This window comes from Stenotrophomonas sp. 1278 (assembly GCF_029892765.1).
Classification (GTDB): Bacteria; Pseudomonadota; Gammaproteobacteria; order Xanthomonadales; family Xanthomonadaceae; genus Stenotrophomonas; species Stenotrophomonas indicatrix.
Map to the genome: position 1 here is coordinate 1 of NZ_JARXWD010000020.1, position 25,581 is coordinate 25,581.

Genomic DNA, 25,581 nt, shown 5'->3' on the forward strand with positions numbered 1-25,581 from the left:
GTATGGGGCTGCAGGACCGTTGGCGCCATGGATGGCGCCATCGAGCCCCCATGGATGGGTTTACGGCGTGTCCTGCAGCCCCATACCGCCCCGCCCAACCCGCAGAAAACCCAGAGCCGGCTGTTGCCGTTGCTCCGGCAGTTGCTCCGGCCGTTGCTCTGGCTTGAAGCAGGTGCAGGGTGCAACCCTGCCGCCCCCTCCTGCGCTAGGGTGAGGCGATGCCGCGCTGCAGCTTGGCTACGCTGCATATTTGATTACACTTGAAACTTGTTTGCCCACGACTCCGGACACCCACCATGAAGCTTGGTTCCTTGAAGGAAGGCGGCCGCGACGGCACCCTGATCGTCGTCTCGCGTGACCTGCGCCACGGCGTGCGCGCCACCGGCATCGCCGCCACCCTGCAGTTGGCTCTGGAGGACTGGAGCCATCTGGCCCCGCGTCTGAATGCGCTGTATGAGTCGCTCAATGCCGGTGACGCCGATGGCGTGTTCGACCTGGACCCGCAGGCCCTGGCCGCGCCGATGCCGCGCGCCTATGAATTCGTTGATGGCAGCGCCTACCTGCCGCACGTCGAGCGCGTACGTCGCGCCCGCGGCGCCGAGGTGCCGGAGAGCTTCTACAGTGATCCGCTGATGTACCAGGCCACCAGCGCCGGTTTCCATGGCCCGCGCGATGCGGTCAAGGTGGTCAGCGAGGACTACGGCATCGACCTGGAAGCCGAGATCGTGGTGATCACCGACGACGTGCCGATGGCGGCCACGCCCGAACAGGCGGCCGGCCACATCCAGCTGATCGGCCTGGTCAACGACGTCTCGCTGCGCAACCTGATCCCGGGCGAACTGGCCAAGGGCTTCGGCTTCCTGCAGTCCAAGCCGCGCTCGGCGTTGTCGCCGGTGTTCGTCACTCCCGACGAACTGGGCGCTGCCTGGCAGGACAGCAAGGTGCACCTGCCGCTGCTGACCCACATCAACGGGACGTGGTTCGGTGCGCCGGAAGCGGGTGTCGACATGCAGTTCAACTTCGCCCAGCTGGTCGCGCACGCGGCGAAGACGCGGCCGCTCAGTGCCGGCACCATCGTCGGCTCGGGCACCATCGCCAACGAAGACACCAGCAAGGGAGCTTCGTGCTTCGCCGAACAGCGCGTGGTGGAAACCCTGCGCGACGGCAAGCCGAGCACGCCGTTCATGTCCTTCGGCGACGTGGTGCGCATCGAGATGCTCGATGCCGCCGGCAACAGCATCTTCGGTGCGATCGAGCAGCGCATCGAACAGGCGGCCAAGCCCTGAGCATGGAGGCGGCGATGGAGATTCCGGTCGACGACGGCATCGTGCTGTACACCTACTGGCGATCCAGCGCCGCCTACCGCGTGCGCATCGGCCTGGCCTTGAAAGGCCTGGCTTTCGAAGCACGACCGGTGCATCTGGTGCGCGAGGGCGGCGAGCAGCACCATGACGCCTATCGCGGGCTCAACCCGCAGCAGCTGGTGCCCACGCTGCTGCATGACGGCCACGTGCTGACCCAGTCGCTGGCGATCCTGGAGTATCTGGAAGATCGGTTCCCGCAGGTGCCGCTGCTGCCGGCCGACGCCGCTGGCCGCGCACGGGTGCGGGCGCTGGCGCAGCTGGTGGCCTGCGACATCCACCCGATCAACAACCTGCGGGTGATGCAGTACCTCGAGCGCGATCTGCAGTTGCCGGCCGATGCACGCACGCGGTGGACCCTGCACTGGATGGCCGAGGGCTTTGCCGCAATGGAAACGATGCTGGCCAACAGCGCTGACACCGGTACGTTCTGCCACGGTGACCGCCCGGGCCTGGCCGACATCTGCCTGTTGCCGCAGCTGTACAACGCCCATCGCTTCGGCCTGGACCTGGCGGAATACCCCACACTGCGCCGCATTGAAGCGGCCTGCCAGCAGCTGGATGCCTTCATCGCTGCACGCCCCGAAAACCAGATCGACGCCGCCTGACGTCCCGCTGTGCTCGCCGGGCATGGCCTGGCGCTACCGGTCTCCGGCGCGCGGTAGCGCCGGGCCATGCCCGGTGGGCGCGGAATCGGTCGCCAGCAGTTGCCGCAGGTCATCGCGGAACAACCGGTAGGCGTCCTCGCGCCGCGTATCATCCTTCTGCCGCAGTACCCAGGCAGGATGCACGGTGGCGTATCCCCGGGTGCCATCCTCGAGCGTGAGCCAGCGGCCACGGTCGCGCGTCAGGTTGAAATCGCGACCGAATACGGACGAGGCCGCCGTGGCGCCGAGACAGACGATCACCTGCGGCTTCACCCGTGCGATCTCGCCCTGCAGCCACGGCCGGCAGGCATGCACATGGCGGCTCTCAGGGCGCTTATGCAGGCGCACCTTGCCTCGCCGCTCGTGGTGGAAGTGCTTCACCGCGTTGGTCAGGTACAGGGCGCTGCGTTCGATGCCCAGTTCCTGCAGCGCACGGTCCAGCAGCTTGCCCGCCGGCCCGGCGAAGGGGCGACCACTCAGGTCCTCGACATCACCGGGCTGTTCGCCCACCAGCATGATGCGTGCATCGGCACGACCTTCACCGAACACGGTCTGGGTCGACGCTTCCCACAGCGGGCACTGCCGACAGACGGCAGCCTGCTGGCGCAACGCCTGCAGGCTGCCATTGTCCGCACCGGCACCGGTTGCATCGTTCGGCCGTGCGGGAATACGTCGCTGCGGTGCCTGTGCCGGTCGATCATGCATCTCCTGCACGCGGCCGGCTGCGTCGCGCACAAGACCCGGCAACAGGTGCGCTTCGGGAAGATGCTTCCAGTAACGGGCGGGCATTTCCTGCTGCATCATCCGCGTGTTGAGCCGGGCCGGATTGAAGATGCTGGCGTAATAGGTCTGCCACAGCGTCTCCCGGGCGTCTTCGGCGGGTGCATCGCGACGGCTGCCGCCATCACCGAACGAGAGCGCGCTGCCATCCCAGCGGACACTGCGCGCGGGTGTCAGGATCGCCCAGCGCATGCCGGCAAAACGGCGGGCGAAAAACGGCGCGACCCGGTCGACGATGTTGTGATCGGGCTCGAACCAGGCGATGAACGCGTCGGTCTCGCCGGGCACCTCCCGGAAGCGTACGAAGGCCTTCATCTTGTGCGTGTCGCGGCGCACCGCCTGCGCCAGCGCCATCAACCGCAGCACATCGGCGTCGGCCGGATTGGACAGCACCGTGCGTTCGCCATGCGCGATGCGCCACAGCAGGCGGTACAGCAGCGGCAGGCGCTGCGGATCGCGATGGCACAGGCAGGTAGCGGCCAGTTCGACGAAGTCGCGCGGCACGTTCGGGACGGTGGCGCCGTCGGGCGGTGGCGCCTGCTGCACCGCCGGCGCGTCCAGCAGCGACGCTTCGGTACCTGTGATCCAGTCCAGCTGTTCCGGCAGCACGCCGCGCAGCAAGGCCTCACGCGCCGCACCGCGCCAGGCATCCAGCGACCACGGCGGGTCTACGCGCAGCGACCAGCGCTGCAGCTCAGGCAGCGGGCGCGGCATCGAACAGCGAGCCCTGGCGGGGTGGTGGCGCCAGCTTCGCGCGCAGCGCCGCCGGATCATCCAGCGCACTGCGCGGATGGTGGTCGGCCAGCTGCACGAACGGCAGCAGTTTGCTCATCGGCGCCTTCAGTCGTGCAACGTCGGCCACCCGCAGGCGGCCGTGGCGGCGTGCCATCAATACGCGCTTGACGTTGCGCACTCCCAGGCCTGGCACCCGCAGCAGCAGCTCCTTCGGCGCAAGATTCAGGTCCACCGGGAAGCGTTCGGGATGGCGGATCGCCCAGGCCATCTTCGGATCGATGTCCAGATCCAGCATGCCGCCCTGGGTGGTGTCGGTGATCTCCTCCACGCCGTAGCCGTAGAAGCGCAGCAGCCAGTCGGCCTGGTACAGCCGGTGCTCGCGCTGCAGCGGAGGTGGCTGCAGCGGCAGCTGGCGGCTCGCATCGGGAATCGGGCTGAAGGCGGAGTAGTACACCCGGCGCATGCGGTAGTTGCCGTAGAGGCTGTCGGCACTGGTCAGGATCTGCTGGTCGCTGGCACCGTCGGCGCCGACGATCATCTGCGTGCTCTGCCCGGCGGGTGCAAAGCGGGGAGGGCGAGGGCGCGTGCTGCGGCTGGAAACCGGTGCGATCACTGCCGGCGCCTTGCGGGCCTCCTTGGCTTCTTCGATGCGCCAGCGCAGTTCACCCATCGCGCCGCGGATCGATGTGCTGGTCTTTTCCGGGGCGAGGGTGGCCAGGCCTGCCTCGGTGGGCAGTTCGACATTGATCGACAGGCGATCGGCGTAACGACCCGCAGCGGCCAGAAGTTCTGGCGATGCCTCGGGGATCGTTTTCAGGTGGATGTAGCCGGCGTATCGGTGCTCCTCGCGCAGCCGACGAGCCACCTCCACCATGCGCTCCATCGTGTAGTCCGCGTTGCGGATGATGCCGCTGGAAAGAAACAGCCCTTCGATGTAATTGCGCTTGTAGAAGTCCAGGGTGAGCGTGACCACCTCGTCCACGCTGAAACGCGCGCGCGGCACGTTGCTGGACACCCGGTTCACGCAATAGGCGCAGTCGTACACGCAGAAGTTGGTCAGCAGGATCTTCAGCAGCGACACGCAGCGGCCATCGGGCGTGTAGCTGTGGCAGATGCCCATGCCCTCGGTACTGCCGATGCCGCCGGAGGCGCGCGAATCGCGCTTGCCCGCACCGCTGGAGGCGCAGGAGGCATCGTATTTTGCGGCATCTGCAAGGATGGCCAGCTTGCGTATGGTTTCCATTGAAGAAACCTACGCACGAGGGGTCTCATTGGATGAGACCGCCCCTTAACCCTTCAGGATTCCACCGGGCATGGACCGGCGCTGCCACCACGCGTCCGGTAGCGCCGGGCCATGCCCGCCGGGCGCGCCGTCAGAACCCGTGGGTAATGCTCGGCGCGCCGGCCGAGAAGTCCGCATACGGATCGTGCTCGCCGCTGCCGCCTTCTGACAGGCGGAACTTCAGCGCCAGGCCATCGCGCGAGTCGGCCGCGCGCAGGGCTTCTTCCTGATCGATGGTGCCGTTCTTGGCCAACCGGAACAGGCACTGGTCGAAGCTCTCCATGCCTTCTTCCAGCGAAGCCTCCATCGCCGCCTTGATCTCGTGTACCTGGCCGCGACGCAGCAGGTCGCGGATCATCGGCGTGTTGATCAGTACTTCGGTGGCCGGCAGGCGGCGCCCCTCCTTGTTCTTCACCAGACGCTGGCTGATCACCGCACGCAGGTTCAGCGCCAGGTTCATCAGCACGTTCTTGTGCGCGCTTTCCGGGAAGAAGTTGAGGATGCGCTCGATGGTCTGGTCGGCGTTGTTGGAGTGCAGGGTGGCCAGGCACAGGTGCCCGGTTTCGGCGAAGGCGATCGCCGCCTCCATCGTTTCGGCATCCAGGATCTCGCCGATCAGGATCACGTCCGGCGCTTCGCGCATCGCGTTCTTCAGCGCATTGTGGAAGGCATGGGTATCGAGCCCGACCTCGCGCTGGTTGACGATGGACATCTTGTGCTTGTGCAGGTACTCGATCGGGTCCTCGATGGTGAGGATGTGACCGGTGGTGGTGCTGTTGCGATGGTCGATCATCGACGCCAGCGAGGTGGACTTGCCCGAGCCGGTGGACCCCACCACCAGCACCAGCCCACGCGGGGTCATGATGACGTCCTTCAGCACCTGCGGCAGGTTGAGCTCTTCGATGCTCGGAATCCGGCTGCGGATGGCGCGGATGACCATGCCCACTTCACCGCGCTGCTTGAACACGTTGACGCGGAAACGCCCGGCATCGGCCAGGGCGATGGCCATGTTGAGTTCCAGCTCGCGCTCGAACTGCGGCACCTGGCCCTCGTCCATCAGCGAGTAGGCGATCTTCTTCACCATTCCCGGCGGCAGGCCGGTATTGCCGAGCGGATACAGCTTGCCCTCGATCTTGATGTACACCGGCGCGCCGGTGGTCAAGAACATGTCCGAAGCGTTCTTTTCGGTCATCAGCTTCAGGAAGTAGCCGATATCCATTGCGAATTTTCCCCAACGAAACTGCCGGTGCCCGTTGCAAGCACGGTACCGGCTTGACGACAATGGCCGCGAACCGACAACCGGTACGGCCTCCCCAATGAAACGACTTAGCTTCGCACGAATGCGCCACAGCCTGTATGTGATGGCGTTTGCATTCGCACTCTCTGCTCCCGCCTGGGCGCAGGATGGCGCGTTGGAACTGGCCCAGGCCCGGCAGGCGGTGGACAAGGCCACCCAGGCCGACGCCGACCAGTACGCCCCGGACCTGATCGGGTTGGCCCGCCAGGGGCTGGAGCAGGCCCAGCGTGCCGCTGGCGACCGCCGCGAGCGCAAGAACGCACCGGCCCTGGCCCTGCGTGCCACCGTTGACGCCGATCTGGCCCGTGCCCGCAGCGAGGAAGCCACGGCGACCGCACAGCTGCAGCTGCGCCGCAACGAGGTCAACCAGCTGCAGCGCCAGTTGTCGACCGGGGAGGACCGCCGATGAAGACGATTTCCGCGCTGACCCTGGCTACGCTGCTGGCCCTGCCGACGCTGGCATTGGCCGCTGACAACCCGATGGTGGGCCAGCTGAGCCAGCGCCTGATGGCGATCCAGGCCAATCCGGACACCGCCGAACTGGGCGCCTTCGAGCGCATGCAGGCGCAGCAGGCCATTGCCACCCTGGAAAAGGCCAAGCGCCGTGACCAGGAGCTGGCCACCTACCTGGCCGAGCGCCGGGTCGAGATCGCCGAGACCGCCGTGCGGGCTGCGCTGGCCGCGCGCGAGGTCGACCGCCTGGAGCGCACCCGCGGCGACCTGCTGATCGAGGCCAGCCGCCGCGATGCCGCCCGCGCCCGCCAGGAGGCCGAACAGCTGCGCATGCAGGCGCAGATGCAGGCAGAAGAGGCCGAACGCCTGCGCCAGGCGGCCGAGGCCGAGACCCTGGCCCGCCAGGATGCCGAGAACGCCCTGACCAGCGTGGCCGGCAAGCAGCAGCAGCGCCTCAGCTCGGCCCAGCAGAACGCGGCCAAGCTGGCCCGTGAGGAAGCCGAGCTGGTGTCCGGGCAGAAACTGCCGGGCTCGAAGTTCGATGGCCGCGGCGAGGTCTTCACCTTTGCCGGTGAAGCGTTTGCGGCCGGGGCCTCGAGCCTGTCCGGTGGCGCCCGCAACCAGGCCAAGGCCCTGGCCGAGTACGTGAACATCGGCAAGAAGGGCAGGATCCGCATCGAAGCCTATGACAGCGCCAATGGCGTCGGCCAGAAGCGCGCCGAGGCACTGCGCGACGCGCTGGTGTCGGCCGGTGTCGCCAGCAGCCGGATCCAGGTTGCTGGGAAGAAGGCCGCCTCCACCCGGGCCCGCTCGGCCGAGGTCGTCATCGCGCCGTAATTGATTGATATTGTTTGTTTTTCGTTGTGTTGAGTATTCAGCCTGAACCCCGCCTCGGCGGGGTTCGGTCTTTTTGCCGCAGGGGCTTGAACCCCGTCCAGAGCAAGCGTAGGGTCAATTGTCCGGGACGCAATAACGCGGACCGGACGATGGGAGGGCCGGGCCGATGCAAGCAGGGCGCGAACCGCAGCAGATCGAAGTGCGCAGGCCAGTGCCGCACGTCGTTGTGGGCACCCATGTGGGCATCGACCGGCACTCCTCCATGAACAACGCCCCGTGCCTTGCGGCCGGGGCGTTCGTGTATCTGTCGAAGGAGGTCCATCATGTTTGAAGATCAGCCCCAGAGCGAGATCGACGCCCGTCGCGCGCGCGATCCGGAGTTCCGGGCACTCCATGACCAGCACCGCAAGTTGAACAAGAAGTGCATGGATGCGGAGTTGGGTGTACTCCCGATCGATGATGTCACCCTGGGTCGAATGAAGCGCGAGAAGCTGCTGGCCAAGCAACGCCTTCTGCGAATGTACGAAACACCGCTCGCAACCTCGTCCCCCACGCATTGACGCACCCCTGTCGTGCCCGGAATGGCATGACCCGGCCATCGATGGCCCTGCCAGGCTCTCCTGACCTGGCAACGCGGCGCCGCTGAACGCAGGCGTCGCGCCAAGGCACCACACGCGGTGGTGCCTTGGCCCCGCAGGTACGTCCCCCGATGCGGGCGGTACCGGTCTCCTCGTCGATCCGGGGCCGTCCGCATCCCCTTGGGCCGCCAGCCGAGCTGGTGGGTGCCGACCGTGGGTCAGCACGCCTCCCGCCGGGCATGGCCCGGCGCTACAGAAACGGCTCCTGACTTTCGTCGCCATCCATCGGATAATCACCGGTCCGGCCCTGTGTGGCGCGAACCGAAGTCCCCCGAATGCCCATCCATTCTTCCGTCCTCGAACTCATCGGCCAGACCCCTATCGTCAAGGCCCAGCGCCTGGATGCTGGCGTCTGCGAGCTCTACCTGAAGCTCGAAAGCGCCAATCCGGGCGGATCGATCAAGGATCGCATCGGCCTGTCGATGATCGAAGCGGCAGAGAAGCGCGGCGACCTCAAGCCCGGCGCCACCCTGGTGGAAGGCACCGCCGGCAATACCGGCCTGGGCCTGGCGCTGGTGGCCCAGCAGAAGGGCTACAAGCTGATCCTGGTGGTCCCGGACAAGATGAGCCGGGAAAAGATCTTCAACCTGAAGGCGATGGGTGCCGAAGTGCGCCTGACCCGCTCGGACGTGGCCAAGGGCCACCCGGAGTACTACCAGGACCTGGCCAAGACCATCGCCGAGCAGACCCCGGGCGCCTACTTCGTCAACCAGTTCGGCAACCCGGACAACCCGGCCGCGCATGAATTCGGCACCGGCCCGGAGATCCTCGAGCAGATGGATGGCGATCTGGATGCCATCGTGTTCGGCTGCGGCAGCTCCGGCACCATGACCGGCCTCTCGCGCGCCTTCGCCACGCTGTCGCCGAAGACCGAGCTGGTGCTGGCCGACCCGGTCGGCTCCATCCTGGCCGAGTACATCAACGACGGTGTGCTCAACGACAAGTCGGGCAGCTGGCTGGTGGAAGGCATCGGCGAGGATTTCCTGCCCTCGATCTCCGATTTCAGCCGTGTGAAGAAGGCCTACGCCATCACCGATGCGGAGAGCTTCCATACCGCGCGTGAGCTGCTGGGCAAGGAGGGCATCCTCGGTGGCTCCTCGACCGGCACCCTGCTGGCGGCGGCGCTGAAGTACTGCAAGGAGCAGACCACGCCGAAGAAGGTGCTGGTGCTGGTCTGCGACACCGGCAACAAGTACCTGTCGAAGATGTACAACGACTACTGGATGCTGGACAACGGCTTCCTTGAGCGCCCGCAGCACGGTGACCTGCGCGACCTGATCCTGCGCCCGTACGGCCAGCGCGACACCGTCGTGATCGGCCCGAACGACCTGCTGACCACCGCCTATCAGCGCATGAAGCTGTATGACGTGTCGCAGCTGCCGGTGCTGGACGGTGACCAGCTGGTCGGCATCGTCGACGAAAGCGACGTGCTGCTGCACGTCTACGGCGACGAAGCACGCTTCCGTGACCCGGTGGCCACCGCGATGGTCAGCAAGCTGGACCGGCTGGATGTGAAATCGCCGATCGAGGCGCTGCTGCCGGTGTTCGACCGCGGCCAGGTGGCGATCGTGATGGATGGTGACACCTTCCTCGGCCTGATCACCCGCATCGACCTGCTGAATTACCTGCGTCGGCGCGTTCAGTAAGGCGTTTATCGCCGCAGATCGCTGCTGAACCCCGGTTTATCCGCGTCAAAGCTCGTTAAGGCCGCGCTGATAGACTCCCGCTCCTTCGACGGCGCCGGTCATCGGCGCCAATCAGGAAACGACATGTCCAACGCTTCTTCCCCGGACCGCGCGCTGGCGCTGGCCACCCTGGCCATCCATGGCGGCCAGTCGCCCGACCCGAGCACCGGCGCGGTGATGCCGCCGATCTACGCCACCTCGACCTACGCGCAGTCCAGCCCGGGCGAGCACCAGGGCTTCGAGTATTCGCGTACCCACAACCCGACCCGCTTCGCCTACGAGCGTTGCGTGGCCTCGCTGGAAGGCGGCACCCGCGGCTTCGCCTTCGCCTCGGGCATGGCTGCCAGCTCCACCGTGATCGAGCTGCTGGATGCCGGCAGCCACGTGGTGGCGATGGACGACATCTATGGCGGCAGCTTCCGGCTGTTCGAGCGCGTGCGTCGCCGCACCGCCGCGCTGGACTTCAGCTTCGTCGACCTGACCGATCTGGCCGCCTTCGAAGCGGCGATCACGCCGAAGACCAAGATGGTGTGGATTGAAACCCCGACCAATCCGATGCTGAAGATCGTGGACATCGCCGCGGTCGCCGCCATCGCCAAGCGCCATGGCCTGATCGTAGTGGTCGACAACACCTTCGCCTCGCCGATGCTGCAGCGTCCGCTGGAGCTGGGCGCGGACCTGGTGCTGCATTCGGCCACCAAGTACCTCAACGGCCATTCGGACATGGTCGGTGGCATGGTCGTGGTCGGCGACAACGCCGAACTGGCCGAGCAGATGGCCTTCCTGCAGAACTCCATCGGTGGCGTGCAGGGCCCGTTCGACAGCTTCCTCGCATTGCGTGGCCTGAAGACCCTGCCGCTGCGCATGAAGGCGCACTGCGCCAACGCGATGGCGCTTGCACAGTGGCTGGAAAAGCACCCGGCGGTGGAGAAGGTGATCTACCCGGGCCTGGCCTCGCACCCGCAGCATGAGCTGGCGGGCAAGCAGATGGCCGGCTACGGCGGCATCGTCTCGATCGTGCTGAAGGGTGGTTTCGACGCGGCCAAGCGCTTCTGCGAGAAGACCGAACTGTTCACCCTGGCCGAGTCGCTGGGCGGGGTGGAAAGCCTGGTGAACCACCCGGCGGTGATGACCCATGCGTCGATCCCGGTGGCACGCCGCGAGCAGCTGGGCATCAGTGATGCACTGGTAAGGCTGAGCGTGGGTGTTGAGGACCTGGGGGATCTGCAGGTGGATCTGGAGCGGGCGCTGGCGAGTACTGCTGCGTGAATCCGATAACCGTGTCGTCCGCCAAGACCTCGGTTTCGCCGCTGGCGATGGTGCGCAGTTTTCTCGGCAACCGCGTCTTGATCTACCAGCTGGCCAAGCGCGAGGTCATCAGCCGCTACCGTGGCTCGTTGATGGGCTTGGCGTGGTCGTTCTTCAACCCGTTGCTGATGCTCGCCGTGTACACCTTCGTGTTCTCGGTGGTCTTCAATGCCCGATGGGGTGGCGATGTGGCACACAAGGGTGATTTCGCGATCATCCTGTTCGTCGGCATCCTCGTGCACGGCATCTTTGCCGAGTGCGTCAACCGCGCCCCCAGCCTGATTGTGGGCAATGCCAGCTACGTCAAACGCGTGGTGTTCCCCCTCGATACGCTGCCCTGGGTGGCGATGGGGGCGGCGTTGTTCCATGCGCTTGTGACCCTGGTGGTGCTGCTGCTTGCGCAGTTGCTGATCCGTGGCGTCCTGCCCTTGACCGCACTGTATTTCCCGTTGGTGGTGTTTCCGCTGGTGCTGTTTACGATGGGCCTGGCCTGGCTGTTGTCGGCGCTGGGCGTGTTCGTGCGCGACATCGGCCAGATGACCGGCATCTTCACCACTGTGCTGCTGTTCCTGGCGCCGGTGTTCTATCCGGTGAACGCACTGCCGGAAAACATGCGCAAGTGGATCTACTTGAATCCGCTGACGTTCATCATCGAACAGTCGCGGGAAGTGCTGATCTGGGGCAAGGCGCCCGATTTCATCGGCTTGGGCAAGTACGCCGTCTTCGCTGCTGTCGTCGCATGGCTTGGCTATGTCTGCTTCCACAAAATGCGCCGGGGGTTCGCCGATGTCATCTAATGGATCCACGCACGAACCGGACGATCTTGCGATCCGGGTGTCCGGTGTCACCAAGTGCTTCCAGGTGTACGCGCAGCCGCAGGACCGCCTCAAGCAGGCTGTCCTGCCGCGGCTGTCGCGGCTGCTGGGACGCCCCGGCGGCATGTACTACCGCGAATTCTGGGCATTGAAGGGCGTCGATTTCGAGGTGCGCCGTGGTGACACGGTGGGTATCGTCGGCCGCAACGGCTCGGGCAAGTCGACGCTGCTGCAGATCATCTGCGGCACCCTGCAGCCAACCCACGGTGAAGTGACCGTGCGGGGCCGGGTGGCCGCGCTGCTGGAGCTCGGTGCCGGCTTCAATCCGGAATTCACCGGGCGCGAGAATGTCTACATGAGCGCCTCGATCCTCGGCCTTTCGCGCGAGGAGATCGATCGCAAGTATGACGATATCGTGGCATTTGCCGATATCGGTGACTTCCTCGAACAGCCGGTCAAGACCTATTCCAGCGGCATGTACGTGCGCCTTGCATTCGCGGTGATCGCTCACGTCGATGCCGATATCCTGGTGATCGATGAGGCGCTGGCGGTCGGTGACGCGATCTTCGTGCAGAAATGCATGCGCTACCTGCGCAAGTTCCGCGAAAACGGCACGCTGCTGTTCGTCAGCCACGACACCTCTTCGGTGCTGAACTTCTGCCAGAGTGCCGTCTGGCTGGATCGCGGTGACATGCGCATGCATGGCACCGCGCAGGACACCTGCAACGCCTACATCGAATACTGCTCACAGGAAGTGTATGGCGACACCGTCAAGCTGCAGTCGCGCCAGGCCGCTGCCCGAGCCGCGGATGCACCTCCCGGCACGCCGGCGCCCGCACGCATCGAGAAGGACCTGAAGGTCGAGTTGTTCGACAACGTCGCCAATTCGGCCGGCTGGCAGTCCGGCGTGGCGAGCATCGATTCGGTCACCCTGTGCAACGAAGACGGTGAACCTTTCACTACCTTCGTCGGTGGCGAGCATGTGGTGCTGAAGATCCGCGCGACCGCACACGACCCGCTGACCAGCCCGCTGATCGGGTTCTTCGTCAAGGATCGCCTGGGGCAATCGCTGTTCGGCGAACATACCTACACCTACATCCAACCGCCGATGGAAGTGGAGGGGGGGGCCGGGTTGGAGGCGTCGTTCCGGTTCACCCTGCCACTGCTGCCCAACGGCGAGTACTCGATGACTGTCTCGATCGCCGAAGGCGACCCGTACACCAACACGCAGCATGCCTGGCTGCACGATGCTGTGTTGATCCGGGTGGCGTCGCCCACGCTCCGCTATGGTCTGGTCGGTATCCCGTTCGAGGAAGTGACCATGGTCCGTACCGGGGAGCCGCAGCGGATGGGAGAAGAGCCGTGACCGCCCCGCACACGCCGACAGTAACCGAGGCCCATGGTTTCATCCCCCCATTGACCAGTGATGACCCTCGAATCAGCGTCGGTCGATACACCTACGGTTCTCCGCAGCTGAAGGTGTGGTCGGAAGGTGAGCGCATCGAGATCGGTGCGTTCTGTTCGATCGCTGATGATGTAGTGATCTTTGGCGGGGGCGAGCACCGCCTGGATTGGGTGACCACCTATCCGTTGCGCATCGCGTTGAATTCCCCTGGCGCGGGCCACGACGGCCACCCGCATACCAAGGGCCCGACCCGCATCGGCAACGATGTCTGGATCGGGCATGGCGCGATGATCGTTTCCGGCGTCACCGTGGGCGATGGTGCATGCATTGGCGCAGGCGCCGTGGTTTCGCGTGATGTGCCTGCGTACGCGGTTGTCGCTGGCAATCCGGCGATGGTGGTGCGCAAGCGTCATGACGAGAAGACGATCGCCCGTTTGCAGGCGCTTGCCTGGTGGAACTGGCCGATCGACCGTATACGGTCCTTCGAGTCACTGCTCTGCAGTAGTGATGTTGAAGCGTTCATTGCCGCCGCCAGTGCATCCTGATTCCTTCAACCATTTCAAAGAACCCGGCTGTCCCATGAATGATTTTCCGCTGTCGAACAGCATGCTGATCTCCCCACGCGAGCTTTCGCTGAGCGCGTGGCTGGGTCACATTCCCTTTGCCTCATGGCTGGTCGAGCAGCTGCAGCCACAGTCGATCGTCGAACTTGGCACTCATCGTGGCTCCTCGTTCCTCGCGCTCTGCCAGGCGGTGCAGGAGCAGGGGCTGACCTCGCGGGTGTTTGCTGTCGATACCTGGGAGGGCGATGAGCACGCTGGCTACTATGGCGACGAGATCTACAACGAACTGCGCGAGTACCAGCAGCGCAACTATGCCGGCATTTCGGAAATGCTGCGGATGCGGTTCAACGAAGCCCTTCCTTACTTCGCAGAGGGCTCGATCGATCTGCTGCATATCGATGGCCTGCACACCTACGATGCAGTTCGTGAGGACTTTGAAACCTGGTTGCCCAAGCTCTCCGACCGGGCGGTGGTGATCTTCCACGACACCTGTGTCCGCGAGCGCGGTTTCGGTGTCTGGCAGTACTGGAGCGAGATCCGCCAGCAGTACCCGGCGTTCGAGTTCACCCATACCCATGGCCTGGGTGTGCTGCTGGTCGGCAAGCAGCGTGTTCCTGCGTTAGCCGACCTGGCGGCCCGCGCCGCCACGGGCGCGTTTTCTCCCATCAATCGCCTTTTCGATACGCTGGGCAGCAATATCAAGCGCGCCGAAGAAGTGGAGCGGGTCAATGCCGGCCTGGTGGATGCACGCAACGAGGTCAATCGCCTCGGAACGCTGGGGCACGAGTTGCAGCAGCGTTGCCTGCAGCTGGAACAGGAAGTGCGCGACGGCCGGGAGCAGGTGCGACAGGCTGAGCAGCAGCTACAGCAGGTGCGGGAGCGGGCCGAGCAGAGTGCGGTGACGGCAGAGGACCTGAGCCGGATCGTTGCCGAGGAGCGTGCCAGGACGGTTGAGGACGTGCAGGCTGCACTGGGCCCACGACTGGATTCGCAGGCACGGTCGTTGGACAGGCTGCTGCAACCGTGGTGGCGCCGCTGATCGACATCCTGCCAACGGCCAGGATGTTACGTTGCAAATGCAGGGTGCTTGGGCTGTCAGGGGAAGTAGAGGGCAAGCGCTCCGGCAATGAATTTTTTCCAGACCCATCAGCAGATTGGGTTGAACCGTTTTCTAGGGATGAACATGTCTACCGTCAAGCCGATCTGCTTCTATCTGCCGCAATACCATCCCGTCGCGGAAAACTCGGAGTGGTGGGGACCTGGCTTCACCGAGTGGACCAATGTTGCCAAGGGAAAGCCGAACTTCGTCGGCCACTACCAGCCCCATATCCCGCGCGAGCTGGGCTTCTATGACCTGCGGCTGATCGACAACATGCGGGCGCAGGCTGAGCTGGCCTCGCTGTATGGGATCCATGGGTTCTGCTTCTACTACTACTGGTTCGATGGTCGGCGCATCCTCGAGCTGCCGCTGGACAACTATCTCAAGAGTGACATCGAGTTCCCGTTCTGCGTGTGCTGGGCCAATGAGAACTGGACCCGCACCTGGGATGGCCTCGAGAAGGACGTACTGCTCGAGCAGAAGCATGGCGCCGATGAGGATCGGCGGTTCATGGAGGATATCCTGCCGCTGCTGAAGGATCGCCGCGCGATCAAGGTGGATGGCAAGCCCATGCTGCTGGTCTACCGCGCTGACCTGTTCCCGGATGCGAAGGAAACGGTCGCGCGCTGGCGCGAGGTGGCCCGCGAAAACGGCGTGGGCGAGATCCATCTGGTGGCAGTGCAGTTCTATGGCATCGTCGATCCGCGGGATTGGGGCTATGACGCAGCGGCCGAGTTCCCGCCGCATACGTTCATCGGTGCAGAGAACCGGCTGACGCGGCCGATCGACATCACCAACCCGGAGTTCCGTGGTGGTCTTGTTGACTACCGCAAGGTGGTCGCCCAGTCGATCAGCCGGCCCAAGCCCGACTTCCGCTGGTATCGAGGCATCGTGCCGGCTTGGGACAATACGGCGCGGCGCCAGCACACCTCGCACACGCTGGTTGACGCCTCTCCGTCGATCTATCAGTACTGGCTGCATCGTCTGGTCGAGTACACCCGCGTCAACAACGCGCCGGAAGACCAGATCCTGTTCATCAATGCCTGGAACGAATGGGGCGAGGGCTGCCACCTGGAGCCGGACCTCAAGCACGGGCTGGCCTACCTGGAAGCGACCCATGCGGCGCTGAACGGCGTGGGCAGTGACGAGGCACTGATGAAGGACGAGGCGCTGCTGCGCGCACTCGGTGGCGAGCGCATGAAGGCGCTCCTGGACGATCGCGAACGCCTGGTCAACGATGTGGTTCTGCTCTCTGCCGAGGTGCGCCGTACCAATCCACAGGGAATTTCCTCGGTTCCGAAGCCGGGCCTGCGGGCCTTCATCGGCCGGTGCCTGCGGCCTTTCCCCCGCCTGCGTTCCTTCGCGGTGCGCGCCTATCACGCGTGGCACGCATGAGTTCCATCCGTCGCGTTGCAGTTGTTGCCCACTTCGACGCCGAAGGCCGGTTGACTGACTTCACGCGCCGGTTGCTCGAAAACCTGCTGCGGCACGCAGAGCGTGTAGTGCTGGTGTCGACACGTCTCGACGCAGACCAGGCCGTGGGCCTGGACGAGCGCATCACGGTCATCGTCCGCGAGAACGTTGGATACGATTTCTACTCGTTCCGGACCGGTGTGCTGGCGGTAGAGGCATTGTATGCCTACGACGAGTTGATCATCGCAAATGACAGTGTGCTGATGATCGATCCCGAGGGCATGGATCGTGCCTTCGCGAAGATGCAGGGCGTGGAATGCGGTGCGTGGTCCATGACCGAGTCGCAGCAGGTCAGCCGACACCTGCAATCGTATTTCATGGTATTCCGCAAGGACGTTTTCTTCAGCCAGTACTTTCATCAGTTCTGGAGCGATGTGCGCGTGCTCGATGACAAGTGGGAGATCATTCTTTCCTATGAGATCGGGCTGACACAGTGGCTGCTGCATCATGGGGTGCGAATTGCCTCGGCATTCGAACCCGATGCTGCCGGTCTACGCAAACTGGCCGAGCGCGTGAAGCGCAAGCGGGAGCGCGATGGCCTGGCCGCCGCTCCCGGCAAGTTTGAACTACAGCAGGCCAACCCCGTTCACTACCTGTGGGACGACCTGTACCGGCAGTTCGGCGTTATCAAGACCGAAGTGCTTCGCGATGATCCCAATGGCGTGAACGACGTCGGCCTGTCCAACCTGATCGCCGATCCAACGATGCTGGCAAAGGTCGAAAAAGAAGTGTCGCGAATGCGCCAGACGCGCAGCAATGTGATGCCTTTGATTGCGACCCAGTCAACTGGGCCGACGCAGGAAGAGCTGCAGCGCTACGGTGTGGGGGCCATCCCCGCCGACAAGTTGAAAGCGCGATTCGCCATCGTGCTGCACCTTTACCATATGGATCTGATCGAATCGATCCACGGCTACATGCGCAATCTGATTGCCGACCACGACGTGTTCGTGTCAGTGAAATCACTTGCCGATCGTCGGCTGGCGGTGCGCTTCTTTGAAGAGCGCCATGTGCGCGCATTCGTCTTCGTTCATCCCAACATCGGCCGCGACGTGGGGCCGTTCGTCAGCCTGCTCAACACCGGGCTGCTGGAGCGGTACGACGCGGTATGCAAAATCCACTCCAAGAAGAGTGTCTATCATGGCGCTGGTGGTCAATGGCGCGATGAACTGATGAAGTCATTGCTGGGATCCTCCCATACCGTGCTGAAGATCCTGCAGGCGTTCAAGCAGGAGCCGGGATGCGGCATCGTCGGACCCGAGCATGCCTACGTCTGCAATGCTCGCTTCTGGGGCGGCAACGAAGAGCGCCTGCGTCGCCTTGCTGCCGAGACGGGAGTCGAGGACGCACGCATCCGACTCGGCTTCTTTGCCGGTACCATGTTCTGGGTCCGACCGGCTGCATTGCAGGCGTTGCGTGACCGCAGCATCGGGTTGAGCGAGTTCGATCCGGAGGCGGGGCAGTTCGATGCCACGCTTGCCCATGTGATCGAGCGGCTCTTCGTGCTGTGGATCGAGCAGGCGGGATATTTTGCTGCCACGACCCGGTTGCCCGGCACGCCGCTTTGCCACGAAGACTACGCGACTCAAGGAATTTCAGTTCTACCTTCATGACTTTCAAACTATGGGATTGCAGGATGGATGATCAATCGTGGTATGAACGAATTGTCGGTTCCATCAGCGATCCCTCGCTGGGGCTGCCTGGGTTTCCAACGGCATACCAGCAGGAAGTCTTTGTTGGAAAGTCCAATGAGGCGGCGCTTGCGGAGGCGTTCCATTTTTACCGGCAGGTGAAAGCGGGGAGCTATGCTCTCCGTCGCGATTCTACGGTTCTGGACTTCGGCGTAGGCTGGGGGCGCATCATTCGCTTCTTCCTCAACGATGTCGATGCAGGCAACCTGCACGGCGTCGATGTGGACAAGGACATTCTGGACGTGGCGAGGTCCACCGGTGTTCCGGGCAATCTGAGCGTCATCCAGCCCAATGCCAAGCTCGAGTACGACGACGGCTACTTCGACGTCATCTATGCGTTTTCGGTCTTCTCGCACCTTTCCGAGCCTTCGGCGAAGTTCTGGCTGGCAGAGCTAATGCGTGTCCTGAAACCTGGTGGCACGCTGGTCATGACCACTACGACAGACAGTTTTCTGGAACTTTGCGAGGCTTGCTCGTACAAGCTCAATGATCGCAACCAGTACGAAGAGGACTATGCCCGCATGTTCGCGGACCCGGCGGAAGCACGTCGCCGATATGCCGCAGGCGAGCACGTCTACGCCGCTGTGGCGGGTAATGCTGAAGTGCTGGAAGCCTCCAATTATGGCTGGGCTGCCATGCCGCCGGCCTTCGTCGAACGTGAGATAGGGCGCCTTGCACAGTCCATCGCATTCGTCGAAGCCACCCTGGAGCTTCCGCAGGGCGTGTTCACTGTGCGCAAATCGGCCACGTTCGCCCACCGCGTGGCACGCAGGCTAAGGACGATGGTTGGAAGCTGAGGCCTTGAGCATCGGCCTGTTACGGCGTGAGCTCTTTTCAGGCGCGCCTATGGGGGCGTCGGCGCGCTGACGTTGACCGTGATGCTCCAGCCCGGGTTGACCGGAATCGTATGCGTACCGGGCTGGTCAAGTACTGAGGAATGACCCCGCCAATTGAGATCGACGAGCGATGGGCGTCGCAGGTACTGGGTGTTGGTGACGGCCACAAGCATGATGAGTGCCGTGGTTGTCAGCGTGGCATCGAGGCGGCTGCGCTTGGTGCCGTTGTTCAGGGCCAGCCACAACGCCCACCAGGCGACTACCTTCATCAGGTAGAAATAGCGGTCAGCTGCGCCCAGGGAGTACATGGGCGTGAGGTCGGCTATCCGCAGCATGGGTGCAAAGCACTCGACGGCGGCCAAGGCAAGAAAGCCCAGCACCACCAAGCGCGCGTGTCCGTCGACCTTGCGTGACCACAGCAAGGCGGCAAGGACCCCGGCATAAAGCAACAGCCAGGTCGTCCCGGTCAGGAAGTCGCTGCCGAATGTGTGGATGGGAACGATTTGGGTGAAGGTGGACTTGAACGCTGGCAGCAGTGGTTGCACCACCTCGTGCTCGCCCGGTGGATGGGTCACCAGCACGCAGACTTGAACCAGAGCGCCGACCACGAGGGGCCCCACGGCATATGCATCGCGGCTGGCAATGAAGCGGGACAAAGTCCCGCCGAAAGGGGCCATGGACAGGCGTTTGGCCAGCCAGCCGGCTGCTGCGATCCCGGCGACGACGATCAGCAGCAGGGTAGAGAACACGCCAGTCAGCGAGATCAGCAGAATGCCCACTGCGCGCAGCCACGAGGCGCGTGTCGATGACTTCTCCTGCGCGGGCGCAAGGCAGTAAGCCGCCATGGTGAACTGCAGGAACCATTGCGCATTTGTGATGGTGCCGAAGATTTCGCCGCTGGTCGGGACGGCCAGGAACGACAGGGCGACGATCCATGGAGGCAGATAGTTGCGCAATCTACGGCAGGTAAGGGCGATGGCAAGGGCGCAAAGGACGATGGCGGCTGCGTTGTAGATCAGCGGCGCCTTGCCGGGGCTCAGCCAGGAGGCGGCCCAGGCGACCAACCGCGGCAGGGTATGCAGGTAGCCCGCATAAGGCGAGAACAGCTGAGGCCACGCATGGCCGAACTGATCGCTGAAGAACACCGTGGCGTCTTCGGCCCAGAACTGGGGGGTGCTGAGCGCATCGTTGCACTTGTACGCAAGGGCGAACAGGATCACCAGGAAGAAGGAAATCTGCTCTCGGAGCGAGCGCGACGACCGCTCCAGTGACAGGCTTGTCGGTAGGGGCATCAGGCGGACACGCGAGGGCTTTGAGGAGATTCTAGCAATGGGCGATTATAGCCAGCACGCGTCGTAAACGGTCGTTTACAATGAATCAAGCGGCATAGGGGGCAATCCGGTGTATCCCCGGTCGACGAGAGGCAGCGTTTCGGCACATAGGGGTCGCACCCGGTCACGAAAACGCTGATTGCCTACGGTGGGTCGATTGTGTCAATGGTTGGCGCATAGCGCGATTTTTGGCCTGTTCGTCGTGCCTGGGATCCAAGCGCAACCTGGCAGGAAGACCATGCAGCAAAGCAGAAAAGCGCGGTACAGCGGAGAGACAACGGCAGTCTGGCAGCACCTTGCGTCGGCGGCCGCGTGCCTTCTCACGCTTCTGATGCTCACCCCGTTCGCACCGTACATGCCGTTCCCAGGCTTGGATGGCTCCTGGAACGAGGCGATGAATATCGCCACGGCTGAGCATCTCCGATTCGGAAAGGACATAGTCTTCACCTTTGGGCCGCTGGCATCGATCTATACCCGGGTCTACCACCCGGCGACGGATTGGATGATGTTGGCCGGCTCGCTGTTGATCGCGGCGGCATTGTTCGCCGGACTCTATGCTGCCGCGGCTCCGCGCAGGCGTGCCCTGCTGCTTGTTCTGCCCATCGTGATCAGTCTGGCCTGGGGGCGCGATGCGGTGTACCTGTTCGTTCCGGTCCTGCTGCCATTCGTTGTCCAGCGAGGCCTGGAGCGTGGCAGGCCCTTCACGCTGGCCCTGTGTCTGTTGGCGGCCGCTGCCGCGATTCTGCCTCTGGTAAAAGGCAATTTTGGGCTGCTGTTGGCCATGGCGACGATCGTCAGTGTGCTGCTTTGCTGGCGCAGTTGCCGGCGTACGGCCGTCATGGTCGTGGTGGTTGAGCTGGTTGCGATCATCGGCGTCTGGGCACTCACGGGGCAACGGCTGCTCGATCTGCCGGGCTATTTCCTTGCGCAGGCGCCCATCGTCTCGGGCTACACGGATGCCATGTCGGTTGTCGGCAATCTACGCGACATCTTCGTATTCGCGGCCGTTGCTCTGGTGCTGCTGTGCATTTCGCTGCGCACATCCCTGCGTCGCTATTGGTACATGCCCCTGATGCTGGCTGCGTACCTGTTTGTGTCCTTCAAATCCGGTTTCGTCCGCCACGACGAGCATGCGTTCGTGGCGGCCGTCGCACTGGCCTACGTGGGGCTGCTGCTCTGCCTCACGCTGGATGTGCGCTGGGGCGTCGGGGCGTTGCTTATTGCCTTGATCGGTTGGGGCGGGGTTACCCGGACCTATACGCCGGTGACATGGGCTGGCTCAACGGCGCGATTCGCCGAAATGGTGCGCATGCCGGTTCACGGTATCTCGCAGCGGCTGATGGCCCCCGATGTGTTGCCGGAACGCTATGCGGGCATTACCGCTGCGATTGGCAAGCGCCCCCCCTTTGCCGGTTACACCGGTGATGCTGACGTCTATCCGGTGGATCTGGGGGCGCTGCTTGGCGCGGGTGCGCAATGGAAGCCGCGTCCCATCCTGCAGAGCTACTCGGCCTACACCCCCGGGCTGATCCAGGCCAATGCGCAGCATCTGGCCACGCGTCCGCCACATCGCGTGTACTTCACGGTCGATCCGATTGATCACCGATACCCGGCACTCGATGATGGCGCCAGCTGGCTTTCCTTGCTTGGCAGCTTCAATCCCACGGCTTTGGACGCTGGTTATGCGGTACTTGAACGTCCTGAGCGCCCCACGCCGACGCTGAGGCCTGCCCGTCCAATTGAGCGGCAGGCCACCCTTGGTCAGGATATCGAGGTCCCCGGTTGGGAGAAGCCGGTGTGGGTCACGATGGATATTCGTCCCACTCTGGTGGGGAGACTGGTCTCCACGCTCTTCAAGGCGCCCAAGCTGTCACTGCGGGTAACGTTTGAGAACGGTGATACGGCGGACTATCGGCTGGTCTCCGGCATGACCCAGTCCGGCTTCTTGCTTTCACCGACGGTTGGAAGCGCGAAGGATTTCATTGCACTGCGGTCAAGCAATTGGCAGGCGTTGCTGAAGGGGCGACGAGTGAAGTCGTTGAAGGTCAGTGGTGATCGAGGTACCAGCATGTTGTGGCGCGCCGGTTATCGCGTGGGCTTTTCCCAGCTGGACATTCCAGCCGCACCCGAGGCGGATTCATTGCTGACGCCGGCATGGCAGGTCGCCCAGCAGCCTTCTTCCTACGAGCAGGGAGGGGAATGCAATATCGACGAGGTGAATCGCCGGCAGGTGAGCGCTTCCAGTGTGGCGCTTCCAGCAGGGATGGCCACGATCACCGGATGGGCAGCCATCGATACGGCCACGGGTGTGGCGAATGATACGGCCGCGTTGCTGTTGACCGGTGCTGACCAGACGTCCTACCGGATCGAGGCCATTCGCGTGCCGCGAACCGATGTTGCCGCTGGTTTCAGTCAGGCAGGGCTCGGATTTGCTGGCTATGAGGCGATCATCGATACAAGCAGGATGCCGAACGAAGCGCAGATACACGTGATCCAGGACAAGGACGGCAGGACACTGCTCTGCACGACGAAGGTACTCAGCGTGCACCGCCGCGATCAGGGGTGATCGCAGCGGTACCGAGACTCGTTTCCTTGCTCCTGGGCTGACGGCGGCAACGGTGGCCGCCGTCAATCGAGGATGCTATCGGAAGTAGAGGGCCGCTCTCACGTGCGGAAGGAAAAGCGTTTGTGTCCGATATAACTGGTAATCACGGGCACTGCGACGCCAACGGCGTGGGCGATGGTTTCGTTGTGAAAATCGATGCCCAGTGCAGGTAGCAGCCAGCGGGCCAGCAGCAGGCTGATCACCACCGTCTGCGCTACCGCCGCCAGGTTGATCACGATGAACCACAGTACCTGGTGGTGCAGGCGGTTGCTGGCCTCATTGAAGACGAACAGTTTGTTCAGCGTAAACGCGGTAATCATTCCCAAGCAATACGCGATCACGATGGCGGGCACATAGTGCAGCCAGTGGCTGAACGCAATGCGCGAGCAGAAGTTGACCGCGGCGGCCAGTCCGCCTGCTACCAGGAACAAGACGAACTGGCGTGACAGGACCGGGGCCTTCACCGGGTAGCGGCTCCCTGGGCGGCAACCTTGGCCAACGTTTGACCGACGGCGATGCTCTCGTTGATCGAGCGGTCCTCCGGGTAATAGTAGGCGGTGTCTGCCATGAAGAAGCCCTGCAGCGGCGTCTTCATCGCCGGCAGCATGTCCTGGAACCCGGGCGGGCAGATGGTCTGCGCGAACTCATAGCGATGGCAATGGGTTGCGCGTATCCACTCCGGCTTGAATGCCGGGTTGATCATCGGCAGGTAGCTGATCACTTCGTCGATCAGCTGCTGGTTGCTCCACTGCCATTTCGGGTGGGTCTTGGGCATATAGTACGGCGCGTACACGATGTGCTCGCCCGGTCCCTTGCCCGGATTGAGATTGCTGTACTCGATCAGGCCCGGGATGGTGATGCGGTCATCACTGATATTCATCCAGAAGTTTTCGCTGACCGGCTGCGACAGCTTCAGGATCACGCAGGCCACTGGGATGTTCTCGATGGCAGCGACCTGTTCGGCGAAAGCCTTGGGCAGACCCGGTACCATCTTCGGCACGTACTGGATGGGTGCGGTGGAGACCACCGCATCATAGGCGTGGTGGCCATCCGGCGTGCGGATGCCGGTGACCTTGCCTTCCACCGACGTCACTTCCTCGATCGGTTTCGACACCAGTATGCGGCCGCCCCGACGCTTCACGTCGGCAGCCATTTTTTCCAGCAGCACAGCCGAGCCGCCTTCCAGGTAGCCCATGCTTTCGTTGAACAGGTTGCGCCGCGACAGCGCTACGCGCTTGATACGGGTGCCGATCCACGATGCCGACAGCTTGTTCTGGTACTCGAAGAATTTCAGCGCGAACGCCTTTTCCCACATCACCTTGTAGGCCTTGCGCCCGATCCAGCGGGTGATCCAGTCGCGCGCGTTCTCCTTGTCCAGTGCTGTCCAGTCCTGAATGCCCTTGGTGTGCATGACGTGCAGGGCATAGCGGACCTTGTCGATCAGGCCCAGATGTGGGAAGCCCAGCAGCGCGAAGGGCGTTCCCCACTTGTGCAGCTTGCCTTCGTAGTAGTAACCCATCTTGGTATCCGTCCAGTGCAGGCGATCGGACAGTTGCATCTCATCGAGCAGCTTGAACAGCGGGTAGTCGGTCTTGCAGATGAAGTGGTAGTAGCGCTCGATGCGCAGGCCATCGAAATCGAAGTCCGCCGACATGCCGCCGATACGATCGTCACGTTCGTAGACGTCGACCTGGTGACCCTGCTTCAGCAGCTCCATGGCTGCCATGAGGCCCATGGGGCCACTGCCGATGATGGCGAAATTGCTCATTCGAATGATCTTCCGTCTGTTCTGTTGGGTCAGCGCTGCAGCACGATATGGCTGTAGCGCGGGTCGGTGTAGCTTTCGCGGATGGCGTCTTCGAACGGCGTCTGCCGAACCCCGAACACAACCTGGGTATCGATGCCCTTGAAATCATCGCCGGCACTGAGTGCCTTGAGCTGGTCGGCGGTAAAGGGCGGCTTGTTGCTGAAGATCGAATAGGTCTTCAGCAGGAAGGCGAAAAAGCCAATTGGAATGTGCACGATCAACGTCCGCAGCTTCTTGACGCGCTTGATGGTGCGGATGATGTCGACGTAGTCCACGCGGGTATCGCCCACGATATCGAATACCTGGCCGTCCGGCTCGGTTTCGATGCATTTGGCGATGCAGCGGCAGAAATCGCGTTCGTACAGCGGCTGGCGCATGAATCTGCCATCGCCCGGAATCGGGAACACCGGCGTGCGCGCCATGAAGCGCGACAGCCAGCCCAAGTGTTTGGGATCAAACCAGCCGAACATCAGCGTCGGACGCAGCACGCAATGGCGCTGGCCGCTGGCGACCACCATTTCTTCCTGCTCGCGCTTGGTGTTGGTGTAATCGTCCTTTGCAACCGAGTTCACCACCGACGAGCTGATGTGCACCATGTAGGGCACGGCGGCGTCCTGGGTGGCCTTCAGCACGTGGCTGGTGGCAGTGATGTTGTTGCGCACGAACAGGTCGGTGGTCTTGCCGGTGATCTGCGCATGCAACTGCACCACGCAGGCGGCGCCGTTGAACTCGGCCGCCCAAGTGCCCTGCTCGGCCAGGTCAGCGTGCAGTATGCGCACGTCCGGATGCAGGTCCTGCAGGATGTGCAGGTTGTGTGCGTGCTTGTCGATGGCCACCAGCTGGGTGTAGCCCTGCTGCTTCAGCTCGACGATCAGATTCTGGCCGACCAGGCCGGCGGCACCGGTGATGACAATCTTGGCGTGCTTGTCGGTCATG

22 protein-coding genes are annotated in these 25,581 nt (G+C 63.5%); 15 read left to right on the plus strand and 7 right to left on the minus strand.

From position 1 onward, the window contains the following. Positions 1 to 296: 296 nt before the first annotated feature. Positions 297 to 1,286 (plus strand): fumarylacetoacetate hydrolase family protein, encoded by a 990-nt coding sequence (locus M2299_RS15640; RefSeq protein ID WP_025878446.1) that lies wholly within the window; start codon positions 297 to 299, stop codon positions 1,284 to 1,286. 14 nt (positions 1,287 to 1,300) lie between these two features. After that, positions 1,301 to 1,969, plus strand: coding sequence for a maleylacetoacetate isomerase (gene maiA / locus M2299_RS15645; protein ID WP_280884628.1), 669 nt, complete (start codon positions 1,301 to 1,303; stop codon positions 1,967 to 1,969). A gap of 33 nt (positions 1,970 to 2,002) precedes the next feature. Here maiA and M2299_RS15650 read toward each other — a convergent pair whose 3' ends face one another. The 3 genes from M2299_RS15650 to M2299_RS15660 all read right to left on the minus strand — a co-directional run bounded on the left by M2299_RS15650 (position 2,003) and on the right by M2299_RS15660 (position 6,024). Beyond that, positions 2,003 to 3,502, minus strand: a complete 1,500-nt coding sequence (locus tag M2299_RS15650; protein ID WP_280884629.1) for a UdgX family uracil-DNA binding protein — start codon at positions 3,500 to 3,502, stop codon at positions 2,003 to 2,005. Next, the gene (locus M2299_RS15655; RefSeq protein ID WP_059065909.1) at positions 3,483 to 4,766 is read right to left on the minus strand and encodes a putative DNA modification/repair radical SAM protein; all 1,284 of its coding nucleotides are present in this window, start codon (positions 4,764 to 4,766) and stop codon (positions 3,483 to 3,485) included. The genes M2299_RS15650 and M2299_RS15655 overlap by 20 nt, the downstream gene beginning before the upstream one ends. A gap of 130 nt (positions 4,767 to 4,896) precedes the next feature. Continuing rightward, positions 4,897 to 6,024, minus strand: a complete 1,128-nt coding sequence (locus M2299_RS15660) for a PilT/PilU family type 4a pilus ATPase (protein ID WP_025878450.1) — start codon at positions 6,022 to 6,024, stop codon at positions 4,897 to 4,899. Positions 6,025 to 6,145: 121 nt separating this feature from the next. Between M2299_RS15660 and M2299_RS15665 the strand changes: the two genes are divergently transcribed. The 12 genes from M2299_RS15665 to M2299_RS15720 all read left to right on the plus strand — a co-directional run bounded on the left by M2299_RS15665 (position 6,146) and on the right by M2299_RS15720 (position 18,863). Further along, positions 6,146 to 6,511, plus strand: a complete 366-nt coding sequence (locus M2299_RS15665; protein ID WP_025878451.1) for a DUF4398 domain-containing protein — start codon at positions 6,146 to 6,148, stop codon at positions 6,509 to 6,511. After that, complete coding sequence (locus M2299_RS15670; RefSeq protein WP_280884630.1) at positions 6,508 to 7,392, plus strand: hypothetical protein; 885 nt, start codon at positions 6,508 to 6,510, stop codon at positions 7,390 to 7,392. The genes M2299_RS15665 and M2299_RS15670 overlap by 4 nt, the downstream gene beginning before the upstream one ends. Positions 7,393 to 7,715: 323 nt before the next feature. Next, entirely contained in the window at positions 7,716 to 7,952 is a 237-nt protein-coding gene (locus M2299_RS15675) for a YdcH family protein (protein WP_025878453.1), read from the plus strand. Between the two features lie 353 nt (positions 7,953 to 8,305). Then, complete coding sequence (locus M2299_RS15680) at positions 8,306 to 9,676, plus strand: pyridoxal-phosphate dependent enzyme (RefSeq protein WP_025878454.1); 1,371 nt, start codon at positions 8,306 to 8,308, stop codon at positions 9,674 to 9,676. Between the two features lie 123 nt (positions 9,677 to 9,799). Beyond that, a complete protein-coding gene (locus M2299_RS15685; protein WP_280884631.1) occupies positions 9,800 to 10,984 on the plus strand; it encodes a cystathionine gamma-synthase in 1,185 nt (394 codons plus the stop codon). A 47-nt stretch (positions 10,985 to 11,031) separates the two neighbouring features. Next, positions 11,032 to 11,820: an ABC transporter permease gene (locus M2299_RS15690; RefSeq protein ID WP_280884671.1), complete on the plus strand. Its 789-nt coding sequence runs from the start codon at positions 11,032 to 11,034 to the stop codon at positions 11,818 to 11,820. Beyond that, positions 11,810 to 13,204 carry an ABC transporter ATP-binding protein gene (locus M2299_RS15695; protein ID WP_280884632.1) on the plus strand — a complete coding sequence of 465 codons (1,395 nt, stop codon included), beginning with the start codon at positions 11,810 to 11,812 and terminating at the stop codon, positions 13,202 to 13,204. The genes M2299_RS15690 and M2299_RS15695 overlap by 11 nt, the downstream gene beginning before the upstream one ends. Further along, positions 13,201 to 13,788: a CatB-related O-acetyltransferase gene (locus M2299_RS15700; protein WP_280884633.1), complete on the plus strand. Its 588-nt coding sequence runs from the start codon at positions 13,201 to 13,203 to the stop codon at positions 13,786 to 13,788. Before M2299_RS15695 ends, M2299_RS15700 begins: the two co-directional genes overlap by 4 nt. Positions 13,789 to 13,822: 34 nt before the next feature. Next, positions 13,823 to 14,845: a class I SAM-dependent methyltransferase gene (locus M2299_RS15705; RefSeq protein ID WP_280884634.1), complete on the plus strand. Its 1,023-nt coding sequence runs from the start codon at positions 13,823 to 13,825 to the stop codon at positions 14,843 to 14,845. Positions 14,846 to 14,989: 144 nt separating this feature from the next. Continuing rightward, positions 14,990 to 16,300 (plus strand): glycoside hydrolase family 99-like domain-containing protein, encoded by a 1,311-nt coding sequence (locus M2299_RS15710; protein WP_105164922.1) that lies wholly within the window; start codon positions 14,990 to 14,992, stop codon positions 16,298 to 16,300. Beyond that, entirely contained in the window at positions 16,297 to 17,988 is a 1,692-nt protein-coding gene (locus tag M2299_RS15715; protein WP_280884635.1) for a rhamnan synthesis F family protein, read from the plus strand. Before M2299_RS15710 ends, M2299_RS15715 begins: the two co-directional genes overlap by 4 nt. 23 nt (positions 17,989 to 18,011) lie before the next feature. Beyond that, positions 18,012 to 18,863 carry a class I SAM-dependent methyltransferase gene (locus tag M2299_RS15720; protein WP_280884636.1) on the plus strand — a complete coding sequence of 284 codons (852 nt, stop codon included), beginning with the start codon at positions 18,012 to 18,014 and terminating at the stop codon, positions 18,861 to 18,863. A 47-nt stretch (positions 18,864 to 18,910) separates the two neighbouring features. Here M2299_RS15720 and M2299_RS15725 read toward each other — a convergent pair whose 3' ends face one another. Next, positions 18,911 to 20,122, minus strand: coding sequence for a hypothetical protein (locus M2299_RS15725; RefSeq protein WP_280884637.1), 1,212 nt, complete (start codon positions 20,120 to 20,122; stop codon positions 18,911 to 18,913). Positions 20,123 to 20,627: 505 nt separating this feature from the next. On the opposite strand from M2299_RS15725, the gene M2299_RS15730 reads away from it, so the two are divergent. Further along, a complete protein-coding gene (locus M2299_RS15730) occupies positions 20,628 to 22,799 on the plus strand; it encodes a hypothetical protein (RefSeq protein WP_280884638.1) in 2,172 nt (723 codons plus the stop codon). A 98-nt stretch (positions 22,800 to 22,897) separates the two neighbouring features. Here M2299_RS15730 and M2299_RS15735 read toward each other — a convergent pair whose 3' ends face one another. Genes M2299_RS15735 through M2299_RS15745 form a run of 3 tightly spaced genes read right to left on the minus strand, consistent with a single transcriptional unit; the run spans position 22,898 to position 25,580 of the window. Continuing rightward, on the minus strand, positions 22,898 to 23,302 hold the full coding sequence (locus M2299_RS15735; protein WP_280884639.1) for a GtrA family protein: 405 nt from the start codon (positions 23,300 to 23,302) through the stop codon (positions 22,898 to 22,900). Next, the gene (locus M2299_RS15740; RefSeq protein WP_280884640.1) at positions 23,299 to 24,606 is read right to left on the minus strand and encodes an NAD(P)/FAD-dependent oxidoreductase; all 1,308 of its coding nucleotides are present in this window, start codon (positions 24,604 to 24,606) and stop codon (positions 23,299 to 23,301) included. Before M2299_RS15740 ends, M2299_RS15735 begins: the two co-directional genes overlap by 4 nt. A gap of 29 nt (positions 24,607 to 24,635) precedes the next feature. Then, positions 24,636 to 25,580, minus strand: a complete 945-nt coding sequence (locus tag M2299_RS15745) for an NAD-dependent epimerase/dehydratase family protein (protein WP_280884641.1) — start codon at positions 25,578 to 25,580, stop codon at positions 24,636 to 24,638. Between the last annotated feature and the right edge of the window lies 1 nt (position 25,581).

What these genes read in the sequence shown, in the direction of transcription:
- M2299_RS15670 (WP_280884630.1), top strand. Translation starts at nt 6,508, where the DNA reads ATGAAGACGATTTCCGCGCTGACCCTGGCTACGCTGCTGGCCCTGCCG.
- M2299_RS15680 (WP_025878454.1), top strand. Translation starts at nt 8,306, where the DNA reads ATGCCCATCCATTCTTCCGTCCTCGAACTCATCGGCCAGACCCCTATC.
- M2299_RS15745 (WP_280884641.1), bottom strand. Translation starts at nt 25,580, where the DNA reads ATGACCGACAAGCACGCCAAGATTGTCATCACCGGTGCCGCCGGCCTG.
- M2299_RS15715 (WP_280884635.1), top strand. Translation starts at nt 16,297, where the DNA reads ATGAGTTCCATCCGTCGCGTTGCAGTTGTTGCCCACTTCGACGCCGAA.
- M2299_RS15660 (WP_025878450.1), bottom strand. Translation starts at nt 6,024, where the DNA reads ATGGATATCGGCTACTTCCTGAAGCTGATGACCGAAAAGAACGCTTCG.
- M2299_RS15720 (WP_280884636.1), top strand. Translation starts at nt 18,012, where the DNA reads ATGGATGATCAATCGTGGTATGAACGAATTGTCGGTTCCATCAGCGAT.
- M2299_RS15665 (WP_025878451.1), top strand. Translation starts at nt 6,146, where the DNA reads ATGCGCCACAGCCTGTATGTGATGGCGTTTGCATTCGCACTCTCTGCT.
- M2299_RS15675 (WP_025878453.1), top strand. Translation starts at nt 7,716, where the DNA reads ATGTTTGAAGATCAGCCCCAGAGCGAGATCGACGCCCGTCGCGCGCGC.
- maiA (WP_280884628.1), top strand. Translation starts at nt 1,301, where the DNA reads ATGGAGATTCCGGTCGACGACGGCATCGTGCTGTACACCTACTGGCGA.
- M2299_RS15655 (WP_059065909.1), bottom strand. Translation starts at nt 4,766, where the DNA reads ATGGAAACCATACGCAAGCTGGCCATCCTTGCAGATGCCGCAAAATAC.
- M2299_RS15695 (WP_280884632.1), top strand. Translation starts at nt 11,810, where the DNA reads ATGTCATCTAATGGATCCACGCACGAACCGGACGATCTTGCGATCCGG.
- M2299_RS15650 (WP_280884629.1), bottom strand. Translation starts at nt 3,502, where the DNA reads ATGCCGCGCCCGCTGCCTGAGCTGCAGCGCTGGTCGCTGCGCGTAGAC.
- M2299_RS15640 (WP_025878446.1), top strand. Translation starts at nt 297, where the DNA reads ATGAAGCTTGGTTCCTTGAAGGAAGGCGGCCGCGACGGCACCCTGATC.
- M2299_RS15690 (WP_280884671.1), top strand. Translation starts at nt 11,032, where the DNA reads ATGGTGCGCAGTTTTCTCGGCAACCGCGTCTTGATCTACCAGCTGGCC.
- M2299_RS15705 (WP_280884634.1), top strand. Translation starts at nt 13,823, where the DNA reads ATGAATGATTTTCCGCTGTCGAACAGCATGCTGATCTCCCCACGCGAG.
- M2299_RS15710 (WP_105164922.1), top strand. Translation starts at nt 14,990, where the DNA reads ATGTCTACCGTCAAGCCGATCTGCTTCTATCTGCCGCAATACCATCCC.
- M2299_RS15685 (WP_280884631.1), top strand. Translation starts at nt 9,800, where the DNA reads ATGTCCAACGCTTCTTCCCCGGACCGCGCGCTGGCGCTGGCCACCCTG.
- M2299_RS15740 (WP_280884640.1), bottom strand. Translation starts at nt 24,606, where the DNA reads ATGAGCAATTTCGCCATCATCGGCAGTGGCCCCATGGGCCTCATGGCA.
- M2299_RS15730 (WP_280884638.1), top strand. Translation starts at nt 20,628, where the DNA reads ATGAATATCGCCACGGCTGAGCATCTCCGATTCGGAAAGGACATAGTC.